The 14,330-nt window shown below is 56.1% G+C and carries 14 protein-coding genes; 10 read left to right on the forward strand and 4 right to left on the reverse strand.

Going from position 1 to position 14,330, the window contains the following annotated elements:
- Positions 1-98: 98 nt before the first annotated feature.
- From tkt to amiA, 4 genes are all read right to left on the reverse strand, one after another.
- Complete coding sequence (gene tkt / locus EE896_RS05370) at positions 99-2,099, reverse strand: transketolase (protein ID WP_140915662.1); 2,001 nt, start codon at positions 2,097-2,099, stop codon at positions 99-101.
- A 57-nt stretch (positions 2,100-2,156) separates the two neighbouring features.
- Positions 2,157-3,107, reverse strand: a complete 951-nt coding sequence (tal, locus tag EE896_RS05375) for a transaldolase (RefSeq protein ID WP_003848827.1) — start codon at positions 3,105-3,107, stop codon at positions 2,157-2,159.
- A 346-nt stretch (positions 3,108-3,453) separates the two neighbouring features.
- Complete coding sequence (hemF, locus tag EE896_RS05380; protein ID WP_105098929.1) at positions 3,454-4,368, reverse strand: oxygen-dependent coproporphyrinogen oxidase; 915 nt, start codon at positions 4,366-4,368, stop codon at positions 3,454-3,456.
- A 100-nt stretch (positions 4,369-4,468) separates the two neighbouring features.
- Positions 4,469-5,314 carry an N-acetylmuramoyl-L-alanine amidase AmiA gene (gene amiA / locus EE896_RS05385; RefSeq protein WP_140915663.1) on the reverse strand — a complete coding sequence of 282 codons (846 nt, stop codon included), beginning with the start codon at positions 5,312-5,314 and terminating at the stop codon, positions 4,469-4,471.
- A gap of 207 nt (positions 5,315-5,521) precedes the next feature.
- Between amiA and EE896_RS05390 the strand changes: the two genes are divergently transcribed.
- The 10 genes from EE896_RS05390 to EE896_RS05435 all read left to right on the forward strand — a co-directional run bounded on the left by EE896_RS05390 (position 5,522) and on the right by EE896_RS05435 (position 14,296).
- Positions 5,522-5,947, forward strand: a complete 426-nt coding sequence (locus EE896_RS05390; protein WP_003848834.1) for a GNAT family acetyltransferase — start codon at positions 5,522-5,524, stop codon at positions 5,945-5,947.
- Positions 5,937-6,404 carry a DUF2919 family protein gene (locus tag EE896_RS05395; RefSeq protein ID WP_003848836.1) on the forward strand — a complete coding sequence of 156 codons (468 nt, stop codon included), beginning with the start codon at positions 5,937-5,939 and terminating at the stop codon, positions 6,402-6,404. Before EE896_RS05390 ends, EE896_RS05395 begins: the two co-directional genes overlap by 11 nt.
- A 65-nt stretch (positions 6,405-6,469) precedes the next feature.
- Positions 6,470-7,087: an RpoE-regulated lipoprotein gene (locus EE896_RS05400; RefSeq protein WP_039659582.1), complete on the forward strand. Its 618-nt coding sequence runs from the start codon at positions 6,470-6,472 to the stop codon at positions 7,085-7,087.
- Between the two features lie 267 nt (positions 7,088-7,354).
- Positions 7,355-8,356, forward strand: a complete 1,002-nt coding sequence (locus EE896_RS05405) for a sulfate ABC transporter substrate-binding protein (protein ID WP_420372165.1) — start codon at positions 7,355-7,357, stop codon at positions 8,354-8,356.
- Positions 8,356-9,189 carry a sulfate/thiosulfate ABC transporter permease CysT gene (cysT, locus tag EE896_RS05410; protein WP_003848842.1) on the forward strand — a complete coding sequence of 278 codons (834 nt, stop codon included), beginning with the start codon at positions 8,356-8,358 and terminating at the stop codon, positions 9,187-9,189. Before EE896_RS05405 ends, cysT begins: the two co-directional genes overlap by 1 nt.
- The gene (gene cysW, locus EE896_RS05415; protein ID WP_008926532.1) at positions 9,189-10,064 is read left to right on the forward strand and encodes a sulfate/thiosulfate ABC transporter permease CysW; all 876 of its coding nucleotides are present in this window, start codon (positions 9,189-9,191) and stop codon (positions 10,062-10,064) included. The genes cysT and cysW overlap by 1 nt, the downstream gene beginning before the upstream one ends.
- On the forward strand, positions 10,054-11,142 hold the full coding sequence (cysA, locus tag EE896_RS05420; RefSeq protein ID WP_003848847.1) for a sulfate/thiosulfate ABC transporter ATP-binding protein CysA: 1,089 nt from the start codon (positions 10,054-10,056) through the stop codon (positions 11,140-11,142). Before cysW ends, cysA begins: the two co-directional genes overlap by 11 nt.
- Positions 11,143-11,223: 81 nt before the next feature.
- A complete protein-coding gene (cysM, locus tag EE896_RS05425; protein WP_003848848.1) occupies positions 11,224-12,108 on the forward strand; it encodes a cysteine synthase CysM in 885 nt (294 codons plus the stop codon).
- Positions 12,109-12,278: 170 nt separating this feature from the next.
- The gene (locus EE896_RS05430; RefSeq protein WP_003848852.1) at positions 12,279-12,959 is read left to right on the forward strand and encodes a response regulator transcription factor; all 681 of its coding nucleotides are present in this window, start codon (positions 12,279-12,281) and stop codon (positions 12,957-12,959) included.
- Complete coding sequence (locus EE896_RS05435) at positions 12,956-14,296, forward strand: ATP-binding protein (protein WP_003848854.1); 1,341 nt, start codon at positions 12,956-12,958, stop codon at positions 14,294-14,296. Before EE896_RS05430 ends, EE896_RS05435 begins: the two co-directional genes overlap by 4 nt.
- Positions 14,297-14,330: the final 34 nt, after the last annotated feature.

Below are 14,330 nucleotides of genomic sequence, written 5' to 3' on the forward strand. Positions count from 1 at the left end.
AGTTTGCGCGGGGCGTGAAGAGGGGAATAGAGGTTTTTTTCTGTTTCAGTTTTTAAGATGAAATGGCCCTTCCCGGTGAGCCGGGAAGGGCGCAGGCCTTAAACGGGCTTGAGTAATGCTTCAGCATGGCTGACGATATTCTCAACCGTGAAGCCAAACTCTGCGAACAGCTGGCTGGCAGGGGCGGACTCACCAAAGGTGGTCATCCCGACAATTGCACCATCCAGACCGACATACTTGAACCAGTAGTCAGCAATACCTGCTTCGACTGCCACACGCGCTTTCACGCCGCTCGGCAGAACCGATTCGCGGTAAGCGGCATCCTGCGCATCAAACAGGTCAGTTGAAGGCAGTGAAACCACCCGCACCTTGTGACCGCCCGTGGTGAGTTTTTCTGCTGCACCCAGCGTGATTTCAATCTCAGAACCGGTGGCGATCAGAATCACGTCAGGCGTGCCGTCGCAATCCTTCAGCACGTATCCGCCGCGTTTGATATTTTCGATCTGCTCCGGCGTACGTTCCGGCTGCAGCAGGTTCTGACGGGAGAGGATCAGCGCGGTTGGACCGTGATGGCGCTCAATAGCCGCTTTCCACGCCACCGCCGTTTCCACCTGGTCACAAGGGCGCCATACGCTCATGTTTGGCGTCAGACGCAGGCTGGCGATCTGCTCAACCGGCTGGTGCGTCGGGCCATCTTCGCCCAGACCGATGGAGTCATGGGTGTAGACCAGAATCTGACGCGCCTTCATTAACGCCGCCATACGCGCGGCGTTTCGCGCATATTCAACAAACATCAGGAAGGTGGCAGTGTAAGGAACGAAACCGCCATGGTGCGCGATACCGTTACCAATCGCCGTCATGCCAAATTCACGCACGCCGTAGTGAATGTAGTTACCGGCCGGATCCTCTTTGATCGATTTGGAGCCTGACCAGATAGTGAGGTTACTCGGTGCCAAATCGGCCGAGCCGCCAAGGAATTCCGGCAGCATTTTACCGTAGGCTTCCAGCGAATTTTGTGACGCTTTGCGGCTGGCGATTTTCTGCGGATTAGTCTGCAGTTCCTGAATGAAACGGGCTGCTTCAGTTTCCCAGTTGGCCGGCATTTCGCCATTCATGCGGCGTTCATACTCTTTCGCCAGCTCAGGATAGGCTGCTTTGTAAGCGGCAAATTTCGCATCCCAGGCTTTTTCACGTTCAGCACCCGCCGCTTTGGCATCCCACTGCTGGTAGATTTCAGCCGGGATTTCAAACGCCGGGTAGTTCCAGCCCAGTTGCTTACGGGTCAGGGCAACTTCAGCCTCACCCAGCGCTGCGCCGTGCGACTCCTCTTTACCGGCTTTGTTCGGTGATCCGAAACCGATAATGGTGCGGCAGATAATCAGTGAAGGCTTATCGGTAACGCTCTGTGCTTCTTTAATGGCGTCACGAATAGCATCAGCGTCATGTCCGTCGATGTCGCCAATCACATGCCAGTTGTAGGACTCAAAGCGTTTGTGGGTGTCGTCGGTAAACCAGCCTTCGGTCTCACCATCGATTGAAATACCGTTATGGTCGTAGAAGCCGATCAGTTTACCCAGGCCCAGAGTGCCCGCCAGTGAACAGACTTCGTGCGAGATCCCTTCCATCAGACAGCCATCGCCCATAAACACATAGGTGTGGTGATCGACGATGTCATGGTCCGGACGGTTAAACTGCGCAGCCAGCGTGCGTTCTGCAATCGCCAGACCCACGGCATTTGCCAGTCCCTGACCCAGCGGGCCGGTGGTGGTTTCAACGCCTGGGGTATAGCCAATTTCCGGGTGACCTGGCGTTTTAGAGTGCAGCTGGCGGAAATTTTTCAACTCTTCAATTGGCAGGTCATAGCCGCTGAGGTGAAGCAGGCTATAAAGCAGCATGGAGCCGTGGCCGTTGGAGAGGATAAAGCGGTCGCGATCAAGCCAGGCGGGATTGGTCGGATTATGCTGGAGGAAGTCGCGCCACAACACTTCGGCGATATCGGCCATACCCATCGGCGCACCGGGGTGGCCTGAATTTGCCTTCTGAACGGCATCCATGCTCAGTGCACGGATCGCGTTTGCCAACTCTCTGCGTGAGGACATACAGTTCTCCCTTGTTATGCATCAGGGCGGGAATGTCCCGCCCGATTAAAATGAGGACTACAGGCGTGCGGCGAGCACATCTTCCAGTTTCTGCTGGTCAACCGCGAACTGGCGGATGCCGTCAGAGAGTTTCTCAACGGCCATCGGGTCCTGGTTATGTTCCCAGCGGAACTCCGCTTCGGAGAGCGGCGATGGCTGATGGAAGCCTTCTGTGGAGGGCTCCAGTTTGCGCTCCAGCGGCGCATCACTGTTCTGCATCTCTTCCAGCAGGTTAGGGGAGATCGTCAGGCGATCGCAGCCCGCCAGCGCGATAATCTGCTCCACTTTACGGAAGCTGGCACCCATGATGATGGTGCTGTAACGGTGCTTTTTGTAGTAATCGTAAATGCGACGCACAGACTTCACGCCGGGATCTTCATCCGCCACATAGGGTTCCATCGGCTTGCGTGAGTTGTACCAGTCATAGATGCGGCCAACAAACGGGGAGATCAGGAACACGCCCGCTTCGGCACAGGCACGCGCCTGGGCAAAGGAGAAGAGCAGTGTCAGGTTGCACTTAATGCCGTTTTTCTCCAGCTCTTCTGCTGCACGGATACCTTCCCAGGTCGACGCCAGCTTAATCAGTACGCGAGAGCGGTCGATACCGTGCTCTTCATACATCCGAATCAGTTTTTCTGCTTTGGTGACACACATGCCACGATCGAAGGAGAGGCGCGCATCCACTTCGGTCGAAACACGGCCCGGTATGCTCTTCAGGATTTCCATACCGAGGTTGATCGCCACTTTGTCGCTGGCATTAATAATCTGGGTCTCTTTGCTGCCACCCTGTTTTTTGGCGTACTCAATCGCGTCATCCATCAGGTGTTTATACCCTTCGAGACCGGACGCTTTCAGAATGAGTGAGGGGTTGGTGGTAGCGTCTTCCGGATGGTAATTACGAATCGATTCGATATCACCACTGTCCGCCACCACGGTGGTGAACTGTTTTAGGGCTTCTAACTGATTCATCTCTAAACTCCTTGAAAAGAAAAATGAAAGCGAACAGGGAGCACCTCAGGCCTCGCAGCCGGTCTGTGGCATGTTCTGCTACCGGTAACGCGAACCCATAACATTGCAACAGAGACTTTCTGATGGAAATGCGGTTTCTCTGATTGTTGCGCTGCGAGGCGGTGCGAAGGAGCCGTCATGCGGTTTTTACCGTGGGATGCGCCATATTCCATCTGTAAGCATAGCAGTCACGCGGAATGACGCAGGCTGCACTGTAGCAATCCGTGCCCTGTAAAAAAGAATAAACCGATCAGGAGAGAGGTAAGCGCAGCGCGGAGGCAGGCTCGCGCTGCAGCGGCAGAAGAAATCAGACGGGCAGGTTCAGCCAGTTTTTCACCGGCAGGAAATCGCGATAGAGAGCCGCTTCAGGAGAGCCGGCCTCGGGCTGGTAATCATATTCCCAGCGCACCAGCGGTGGCATCGACATCAGGATCGATTCTGTGCGGCCACCGGTCTGCAGGCCAAACAGCGTGCCACGGTCCCACACCAGATTAAACTCCACATAGCGACCACGGCGGTAGAGCTGGAACTGGCGCTCACGATCGCCCCAAGGATGATCTTTACGGCGCGCCACAATGGGCCGATAAGCATCGATAAAGCCGCGGCCTACCGACTGCATAAAGCTGAAGCTCTGCTCAAAGTCGGGCGTATTGAGATCGTCAAAAAAGAGACCGCCAATGCCGCGCTGCTCATCACGATGCTTCAGATAAAAATAGTCGTCGCACCATTTTTTGTAGCGTGGATAAACATCTTCACCAAAAGGCTGACAAATGTTTGCTGCAGTCTGATGCCAGTGCAGCGCATCTTCTTCGAAGCCATAAAAGGGGGTCAGGTCAAAGCCGCCGCCAAACCACCAGACCGGATCGGCACCCGGTTTCTCGGCGATAAAGAAGCGCACGTTGGCGTGACTGGTGGGCACATAGGGATTGTTCGGGTGGATCACCAGAGAGACCCCCATCGCTTCAAAGCTACGACCCGCCAGCTCTGGCCGGTGCGCGGTCGCTGATGCTGGCATCTGATCGCCATGCACATGCGAAAAGTTGACGCCTGCCTGCTCAAACACCGCGCCATTGCGCAGGACGCGGCTCTGACCGCCGCCGCCGCCAGGACGCTGCCAGCTATCCTCGGCAAACTGTGCGCCGCCATCTTCAGCTGCCAGCTGGTTACAAATCTCATCCTGCAGTGCGAGCAGGAATGCTTTTACGCGTGAAATATCAGCCATCTTTTCGCTTATCGTTTGTCAAAGTCTGACGCGATTATACGCAAAACCGCGCCGCTTGCATGAGTACGGCGAGTGCCCGGACCTAAACCGGCTATCTGCATCAGGCGTTGCGGCGGTCAAACTCATCAAAGTAATTGACGATGCCGCTGGCAATTGCAGAGGCAATTTTCTGGCGAAACGCCGTCGTGCCGAGTAATTGCTCTTCGTGCGGATTGGTAATAAAGGAAGTCTCAACCAGCACCGAGGGGATCGACGGTGACTTGAGTACCGCAAAGGCCGCCTGCTCGGTGTGCTGGCTATGAAGATGATGCACCGGTCGGATCTGGTCCAGTACGTGCTTGCCCAGTGTCAGGCTGTTCTTGATGGTATCAGTCTGCACCAGGTCGAACAGGATCTGCTGCAGATAGTGATCCTGCTGCTGCGCTTTCACGCCGCCCAGTTTGTCTGCATCGTTCTCCCGCTGTGACAGGTAACGCGCCATGGAGCTGCTGGCCCCACGATTAGAGAGCGCAAATACGGAGGCGCCACTGGCGTCGGGGCTGGTAAAGCCGTCGGCATGAATCGACATAAAGAGATCGGCGCCGTGCTGATGCGCGATCTCGACGCGCTGATAGAGCGGAATAAAATGGTCGCTGTCGCGGGTCAGACGCACTTCAATGCGCGGATGGCTCTGGAGCTGGCGCCGCACGTTGCCAGCGATCTCCAGCACGATGTGTTTCTCTTCTGAACCCTCTTCGCCAACAGCACCGGAGTCGATGCCACCGTGGCCAGGATCGATCATGACGATGCGTTTGCCGTTTTTCGCTGGTGGAGCCGGGCGCGTATGAGGATTTGCTCCGGTGAGGGTTTTTTCTTTAGCCTGAACCGCACGCGGCGTTAAAATGGCTAGCGCCAGCCCGGAAAGCAGTAACTGACGACGATGAATCAAACGTTTAAGCAGGTGCATGTGGGGGTCCGGTAACAGGAATCTTGCCGGTGTTATAGCCTAAGCCTCTGCTGCCTGCGATCACAGAAACATTTCAGGGCATTACTTTGTATTGCAGGTCGCGAACAGGAAATTTGCGCTTTTTTATTTGTCCCTCGCCATGGAGGGTTGCGTGCAGCAGAGAATGCGTGATAATCAGCAAATTGTGCTTATTTGCAGGTAAAGAAGATGGAAATCCGCGCCTTCCGCCAGGAAGATTTTGAAGAAGTGATCACCTTATGGGAACGTTGCGATTTGTTACGGCCATGGAACGATCCGGAGCTGGATATCGAACGCAAAATGAATCACGACCCCGATCTCTTTCTGGTCGCTGAAGTGGGCGGTGTCGTCGTTGGCACGCTGATGGGCGGTTACGATGGTCACCGTGGCGCGGCGTATTACCTGGCGGTGCATCCTGACTATCAGGGACGCGGCTTCGCGAATGCGCTGATGAACCGTCTGGAGAAAAAGCTGATCGCGCGAGGCTGTCCGAAACTGCATCTGATGATCCGTGAAGAGAACGATCAGGTGGTGGCGTTTTATGAGAAGCTCGATTATGAGCCGGTTGATGCGCTGCTGTTTGGTAAGCGTCTGATTGAAGATCGTGAATACTAATCCGTTACCTGGCTATCAGCCGGACGAATACGACGCGAAAGGGCAGCTACGGCTGCCGTTTCTTTTTTGGCTAATCCTGTTGCTTCAGGCCCGAACCTGGCTGCTGCTGGCGATGGCTGGCGCGTCCCGGCAACAGGGCAACGATCTGCTGGCGCTGTTCTATCCGGATCGTCAGGCGTTCTGGATTGGACTGGCACTGGGTTTACCCGCGCTGGCGGGCCTGCTGCTGACCGGCTATCGCACGCGCCTGCCGCGACTCTGGCAGCACTGGCGCAGCGTACTGGCGCTGTCGCTGTTGGTGAATCTCCTCTGGCAGGGCTGGCAGTTTGTGCAGGGTGATCTGCTCAGCTCACCGCTGCCCTTGTTGCTGACGCTGTTCGACCTGCTGGCGCTGATCTGGCTGCAGTTTAATCGCCGCTGCCGCGACTGCTTTCTGCCCGAGCACCATCTCAACTAAACTTTTTGTCGCTTTGCGACTCCAATCATTTCCGCCTTTCCGGCATCGTATTTACAGGAGTTCTCATGAAAGCTGTTCGTTCCACGCTACTGATCGCCGCCGTTGCACTGAGCGGCTGTGCCAGTTCGGGTTCCGGCGCTGACAGCAGCCAGCAGGCAAGCTGGTGGAATCCGCTGACGTATCACTGGTCTTCTGCGCTGCCATGGAACTGGTTTGGTTCCACGCTGACCGCGACTGAACAGGGCGTGGGTGGGTTAACCGCCTCGACCGCCATGAAAGAGGACGCGATCAGTGCCGGACTGAACGGTGACTATTCGCTGCGACAGGGCATGCGTAGCGAGAATGGTCAGGTGATTTCATTCTGGCAGGCGCTGAATGATGGCAAAGTTAAGCTGGTAATTTATGGAGAGTCGCAGGTCGATCGTATCGAGGTCATGGATAGCGCGATCGCCAGCAGCGACGGCAGCAAAGTGGGTGATGCCTTCAGTAATAAGTTCAGCAAAGCCTTCGACAACTGCACCTTAGCCAGCGGCCCCGACGCGCGTGACGTGGCGTGCCGTGCGCCAGGCAGTCAGCATCTGACTTATGTCTATCATGGCGACTGGCACGGGCCGGAAGGATTGATGCCTTCTGACGATACCCTGAAAAACTGGAAAATCAGCAAGATTGTCTGGCAGCGTTAAGCCTGCCTTATCAGCGCGCCGCCCCCTGGCGGCCGCTGAACAGCTCAGAACCCCTGCCAGCCCACGCTGCACGCGGTTCCCTCTCCCCATCGGCTTTTGCTGATTTGTGCATAAACTCTGCCGCCGTCTTATGCTTTTTTCGACTTTGAAATCATTAAACGATATATAAAACCGTTACTGGTTTTCACTGAGTTATAAATAAACTGATGCATCAGCGGGTGAGATCCGCATCAAACTTTTTCAGGGTGCCAAATGACATTACAAGCGATGAAAAAAATCGTGAGCGGTATCGCGTTGTCGCTGAGCCTTGCTGGCGCAGCCAACGCCACTGAACTTCTTAATAGCTCTTACGATGTGTCGCGGGAGCTGTTTGTTGCCCTGAATGCTCCGTTTGTTAAACAGTGGGATGCCACACATCCAGGCGATCCGCTCACTATCAAGATGTCACATGCCGGTTCATCAAAACAGGCGCTGGCTATCCTGCAGGGATTGCGCGCGGATGTGGTTACCTACAATCAGGTGACGGATGTTCAGGTGCTGCACGATAAAGGCAACCTGATTGCCGCAGACTGGAAAAGCCGTCTGCCGAACAACAGCTCACCTTTCTACTCCACCATGGCGTTTCTGGTGCGCAAAGGAAATCCAAAGCAGATTCACGACTGGTCAGATTTGACCCGCAGCGATGTAAAGCTGATTTTCCCGAATCCGAAAACGTCCGGTAATGGCCGCTACACCTATCTGGCCGCCTGGGGCGCAGCGGACAAAGCCGATGGCGGCGATCAGGCCAAAACGCAGGCCTTTATGACGCAGTTCCTGAAAAACGTGGAAGTGTTTGATACCGGTGGTCGTGGCGCGACGACGACTTTTGCTGAGCGCGGTCTGGGCGACGTCCTGATTAGCTTTGAGTCGGAAGTGAATAACATCCGTAACCAGTACGGCAAAGATGAATATGAAGTCGTGGTGCCGAAAACCAATATTCTGGCGGAGTTTCCGGTGGCGTGGGTGGATAAGAACGTCGCCACCAACAAAACCGCAGATGCGGCCAGCGCATACCTGAACTATCTCTACACCCCAGAAGCGCAGAATATTATTACGCACTACTACTATCGCGTGAATAATCCACAGCTGATGGCAGCGCAGAAAGATCGCTTCCCGCAGACCAGCCTGTTCCGGGTGGAAGATGCCTTTGGTAGCTGGGACAAAGTGATGAAGACGCACTTTGCCAGCGGTGGTGAGCTCGATAAATTGTTAGCGGCGGGGCGCGGATAATGTTTGCAGCCAGCCATAAACGCGTCTTGCCCGGCTTTGGTCTCAGCCTTGGCACCAGCCTGCTCTTTACCTGCCTGATTCTGCTGCTGCCGATCAGCGCGGTGATCATGCAGCTGTCGCAGATGACGCTGCAGCAGTACTGGGACGTGGTGACTAACCCGCAGCTGATTGCCGCCTATAAAGTGACGCTGCTCTCTGCCGGTGTTGCGTCACTGTTTAATGCCGTGTTCGGCATGCTGATGGCGTGGATTCTGACCCGTTATCGCTTCCCGGGCCGTGCACTGCTGGACGGTCTGATGGATCTGCCCTTTGCACTGCCTACCGCCGTAGCGGGTCTCACCCTGGCCGGACTCTTTTCGGTCAACGGCTGGTACGGACAGTGGTTCGCCCATTTCGACATCAAAATTTCCTACACATGGATTGGTATCGCCATTGCCATGGCCTTTACCAGCATTCCGTTTGTGGTACGAACCGTACAGCCGGTGCTGGAAGAGTTAGGCCCGGAGTATGAAGAGGCCGCCGAAACCCTGGGTGCCACACCGTGGCAGAGCTTCCGCCGCGTGGTGCTGCCAGAGGTAGCCCCTGCGCTGCTGGCCGGTACGGCACTCTCCTTTACGCGCAGCCTGGGTGAGTTTGGTGCGGTGATTTTCATTGCCGGTAACATCGCCTGGAAAACCGAGGTGACCTCCCTGATGATTTTTGTCCGGCTACAGGAGTTCGACTATCCGGCGGCCAGCGCCATCGCCTCGGTGATCCTGACGGCCTCGCTGATTCTGTTATTCGCCATTAACACATTACAGAGCCGCTTTGGCCGTCGTCTGGGAGGTCACTAATGGCTGAGGTTTCACAGCTTAATCACGCGGCGCGTCAGCCGGTGAACTGGGGCAAGTGGCTGCTGATTGGTACTGGCGTACTGATTTCTGTTCTGCTGCTGGTGGTGCCGATGGCCTCCATCTTCTGGGAGGCGCTGAATCAGGGCCTGATCGTGGCGCTCAGCAATCTGGCCGACCCGGACATGCTGCACGCTATCTGGCTGACTGTCATGGTGGCACTGATTACCGTTCCGGTTAACCTGGTATTCGGCACGCTGCTTGCCTGGCTGGTCACGCGCTTTACCTTTCCGGGGCGTCAGCTGCTGCTGACCCTGTTCGATATTCCTTTTGCCGTGTCGCCGGTTGTCGCCGGTCTGATGTACCTGCTGTTCTGGGGCGTGAATGGTCCGGCAGGCGGCTGGCTGGATGCGCATAACATCCAGATTATGTTTGCCTGGCCGGGTATGGTGCTGGCGACGGTGTTTGTGACCTGTCCGTTTGTGGTCCGCGAACTGGTTCCGGTGATGCTGAGTCAGGGCAGTCATGAAGATGAAGCGGCGGTGTTGTTAGGCGCCTCTGGCTGGCAGATGTTCCGTCGTGTGACGCTGCCGAACATACGCTGGGCGCTGCTGTACGGCATCGTGCTGACCAACGCCCGTGCGATTGGTGAATTTGGTGCGGTCTCGGTGGTCTCGGGATCGATTCGCGGTGAGACCTATACGTTACCGCTTCAGGTTGAATTATTGCATCAGGACTACAACACCGTTGGCGCGTTCACCGCAGCCGCACTGTTAACCCTGATGGCAATTGTGACGCTGTTTCTGAAAAGCATTGTGCAGTGGCGTTTAGAGCAACAGCACAAACGCCTGCAACAGGAGGGAAATCATGAGCATTGAGATTAACAAGATCAACAAGTCCTTTGGTCGCACCTCGGTGCTGAACGATATCTCTCTGGATATTGCCTCGGGTGAAATGGTGGCGCTGCTTGGCCCATCAGGCTCGGGTAAAACCACGCTGCTGCGTATTATCGCCGGGCTGGAGCATCAGAACAGCGGTCAGATCCGTTTTCATGGCAACGATGTCAGCCGCCTGCATGCGCGCGACCGTCAGGTCGGTTTTGTGTTTCAGCACTATGCGCTGTTCCGTCATATGACAGTGTTCGACAACATCGCCTTTGGCCTGACTGTCCTGCCGCGTCGTGAACGTCCTTCAACGGCAGAAATCAAACAGCGTGTTACGCGTTTGCTGGAGATGGTGCAACTGGCCCATCTGGCGAATCGCTTCCCGGCACAGCTGTCGGGCGGCCAGAAACAGCGTGTGGCACTGGCGCGTGCATTAGCGGTTGAACCGCAGATTCTGCTGCTGGATGAACCCTTTGGCGCGCTGGATGCTCAGGTACGTAAAGAGCTGCGCCGCTGGCTGCGTCAGCTGCATGAAGAGATTAAATTCACCAGTGTGTTTGTGACCCATGACCAGGAAGAGGCGATGGAAGTCGCCGATCGCGTGGTGGTGATGAGCCAGGGCAACATCGAACAGGTCGGCACGCCAGATGATGTGTGGCGCGATCCGGCAACCCGCTTTGTGCTGGAGTTCCTGGGTGAAGTGAATCGCTTTGATGGCGAAATTCAGGGATCGCAGTTCCACGTGGGCGCGCATCACTGGCCGCTGGGCTATACCTCGGCACATCAGGGCGCCGTGGAGCTGTTCCTGCGTCCGTGGGAAATCGACGTGTCGCGCCGCAGCAGCCTGGAAACCCCGTTGCCGGTGCAGGTGCTGGAAGTGAGCCCGCGTGGCCACTTCTGGCAGCTGGTGGTGCAGCCTGCTGGCTGGCAGAGCGAGCCGTTCTCGCTGGTGTTTGAAGGTGATCAGACGGCCCCGATTCGTGGCGAGCGTCTCTTCGTAGGCCTGCAGCAGGCGCGCCTCTATAAAGGTGACACACCGTTGCGCCCGGTTGCCTTTGCACAAAGCGCCTGATATTTTCTCATCAACAACGGGCGGGAGTGTGACTCCCGCCTTTTTTTCGCCTCTCGTTTGTAACAGGCCAGGAAGCAGACCGTGACGACTCTTGAAAATACCATCGGCAATACCCCGCTGATTAAGTTGCAGCGCCTGACGCCTGCCAACGGCAGTGAGGTCTGGCTCAAACTGGAAGGTAATAATCCGGCGGGTTCGGTAAAAGATCGCGCAGCCTGGTCGATGATCAATCAGGCAGAGCTGCGCGGTGACATTTCACCCGGCGATCAGCTGATTGAAGCCACCAGCGGCAATACCGGCATTGCACTGGCGATGATCGCAGCGATGAAAGGCTATCGTCTTCGCCTGCTGATGCCAGACAACATGAGTCAGGAGCGGCAGGATGCGATGCGTGCCTACGGCGCGGAGCTGATTCTGGTGCCGCGAGAGCAGGGCATGGAAGGCGCACGCGATCTGGCGCAGGCAATGGCCGCGCGTGGTGAAGGGCGGGTGCTGGATCAGTTCAATAATCCTGATAACCCGCTGGGCCATTATCAGACGACCGGGCCAGAGTTGTGGCAGCAGTCGAATCAGCGCATGACCCATTTTGTCTCCAGCATGGGCACGACCGGTACCATCACCGGCGTAGGGCGTTACCTGAAAGAGAACAACACGGGCGTGAAGGTGATCGGTTTACAGCCGAGTGAAGGCAGCAGCATTCCGGGCATTCGCCGCTGGCCACTGGCCTATCTGCCGGGCATCTACCGTCCCGATCTGGTGGATGATGTGATGGATATGGCGCAGAAAGAAGCGGAAGAAACGATGCGGGCGCTGGCACGCCGTGAAGGTATTTTTTGTGGCGTCAGTTCAGGCGGCGCGGTTGCGGGCGCGCTGCGCATTGCGCAGGCTAATCCGGGCAGCGTGGTGGTGGCGATCGCCTGCGATCGCGGCGATCGCTATCTCTCTACCGGACTCTATCATCAGTAATCTTTGCTGATGCGGGAACTCAGCCTGTGCGCAGCGTTTGCTGCCCACAGGCTTTTTTTTAAACAGTATTTCACGCGCCAGATAGACTGAATCTGTAAGGATCGCGTAAATCAGGCTGCACGAATGCCCGGTACAGGACAAAATAGCGCCAATTCTGTCGAGAGATAAACATGAAAATTTTGCTTGTTGATGATGACGTTGAATTAGGCACGATGCTAAGCCAGTACCTGATCGCCGAGGGGTTCGATGCGCAGCTGGTTCTGACCGGCAGCGCCGGCATTCAGGGCGCGCTATCAGGTGAGTTCACCGCCATGATTCTGGACATTATGCTGCCCGACATGAGCGGTATTGATGTACTGCGGCAGGTACGCCAGAACAGCCGGATTCCGGTGATTATGCTGACCGCCAAAGGCGATAACATTGATCGGGTGATCGGTCTGGAGATGGGTGCAGATGACTATATGCCAAAGCCCTGCTATCCCCGGGAACTGGTGGCCCGCCTGCGCGCCGTATTGCGTCGTTTCGAAGAGCAGGTTCCGCAACCTGATGCCAGAGAGCCGCTGCGCTGGGGCGAGCTGACGCTGAATCCGGCTACCCGCATGAGTGAATGGCAGGGGCGAGCCTTCGATCTGACGGCATCGGAATTTAACCTGCTGGATTTACTGCTGCGCGCCCCGGATCGGGTGGTGTCGAAAGATGAGCTCTCTGAGAAGGGGTTGGGTCGTCCGCGTGAAGCCTATGACCGCAGTGTCGATGTGCATATCAGCAATATCCGTCAGAAGCTCAGTGCATTAACTGCTGACAGCATCAACATTGAAACCGTTCGCAGCATCGGTTACCGCATTCGATGAAACAGAGTTACCGTGGACGCATGTTCTGGAAGATTTTTATCGGCTTCTGGATTGTTTTTGTCATCATGAGTCAGCTTATCTGGCTGGGTTTTACGCTCTCCGGTAAACGTCACGAACCGCCTGAAATTGTGGCTATCCGGCGCATTGTCGATCTGCAGATGACTTCTGCCGCGTCGGTGCTGGCGCGCAGCGGGCCCGACGCGCTGAATGCGATGCTGTCGGACTGGGATAACAGCGATCGACAGTTTTTCCATGTGACGCAGCAGGCAAAATCGCCACAATCACAAAACAGCGGCAATCTGGATTATGTGGGGCGTCTTCCTGAAGAGGTGGTGCGCTGGGTTCAGGGTGCTGATGGCAAAGAGTATCAGCTGCGTTACGACCTGGATGGCATGCGCAAAGACAGCATGCATAATCTGATGCCACGCAAATTTCTGAATATTCCTGAGCCGATTTTCATCTTTGCCGGTTCGGTGGGATTGCTGTTCAGCCTGTTGCTGGCCTGGAATCTGACGCGGCCTATGCGTCAGCTGTGTGAGGGATTTTCCCGCGTCGCCGAGGGTGATTTACGTGTGCGGCTATTCCCGATCATGCGAAAGCGCCACGACGAAATCTCAAACGTTGCAGAAGCCTTTGATGCCATGGTCGAGCGGCTGGACACCCTGGTGCGCGCCCGTGAAGAGCTACTGCACGATATCTCGCATGAGCTTCGTTCACCGCTGGCACGACTTCAGCTGGCTACCGGACTGGCCAGACAGACGCCAGAGAGCGTAAACAGTTCGCTTGATCGCATTGATGAAGAGGCGCGTCGGCTGGACAAGATGATTGGCGAACTGCTGACGCTGTCGCGGGCCGAGCATGAAAGCATTCCGGATGAGCAATATTTTGACCTGACTGGTTTACTAGAGGCAGTCCTTACTGATGTCCGTTATGAAGCGCAGATTCCCGGTGTGCAGGTTGAGCTGCATGTCGATGCCGAGGCTGATTACACCGTGCGTGGCAATGCCGAGCTGATACGGCGCGGCGTAGAGAACGTATTACGTAACGCGCTGCGTTTCTCTCTGCCAGGACAGCGGATTGAGGTGCATTTGCGCGCAGAAGCGCAGTGGCTGGCGATTCAGGTGTGCGATCAGGGGCCGGGTGTCGACGAGGATAAACTCTCCAGCATCTTTGACCCGTTTGTGCGGGTAAATTCGCCGCTGATGGGTAAAGGGTATGGTCTGGGTCTGGCTATCGTGCGCAAGGTCGTACTGGCGCATCATGGTGAGGTTGATGCCCGGAACCGGCCAGAAGGTGGACTTGAACTGACGCTGCGTCTGCCACACTGGCAGCCCTGAAAAGGTGTATTGCAGAAACGATAACGGCACCCGC

The sequence above is a fragment of the Pantoea eucalypti genome (assembly GCF_009646115.1).
Taxonomy (GTDB): Bacteria; Pseudomonadota; Gammaproteobacteria; order Enterobacterales; family Enterobacteriaceae; genus Pantoea; species Pantoea eucalypti.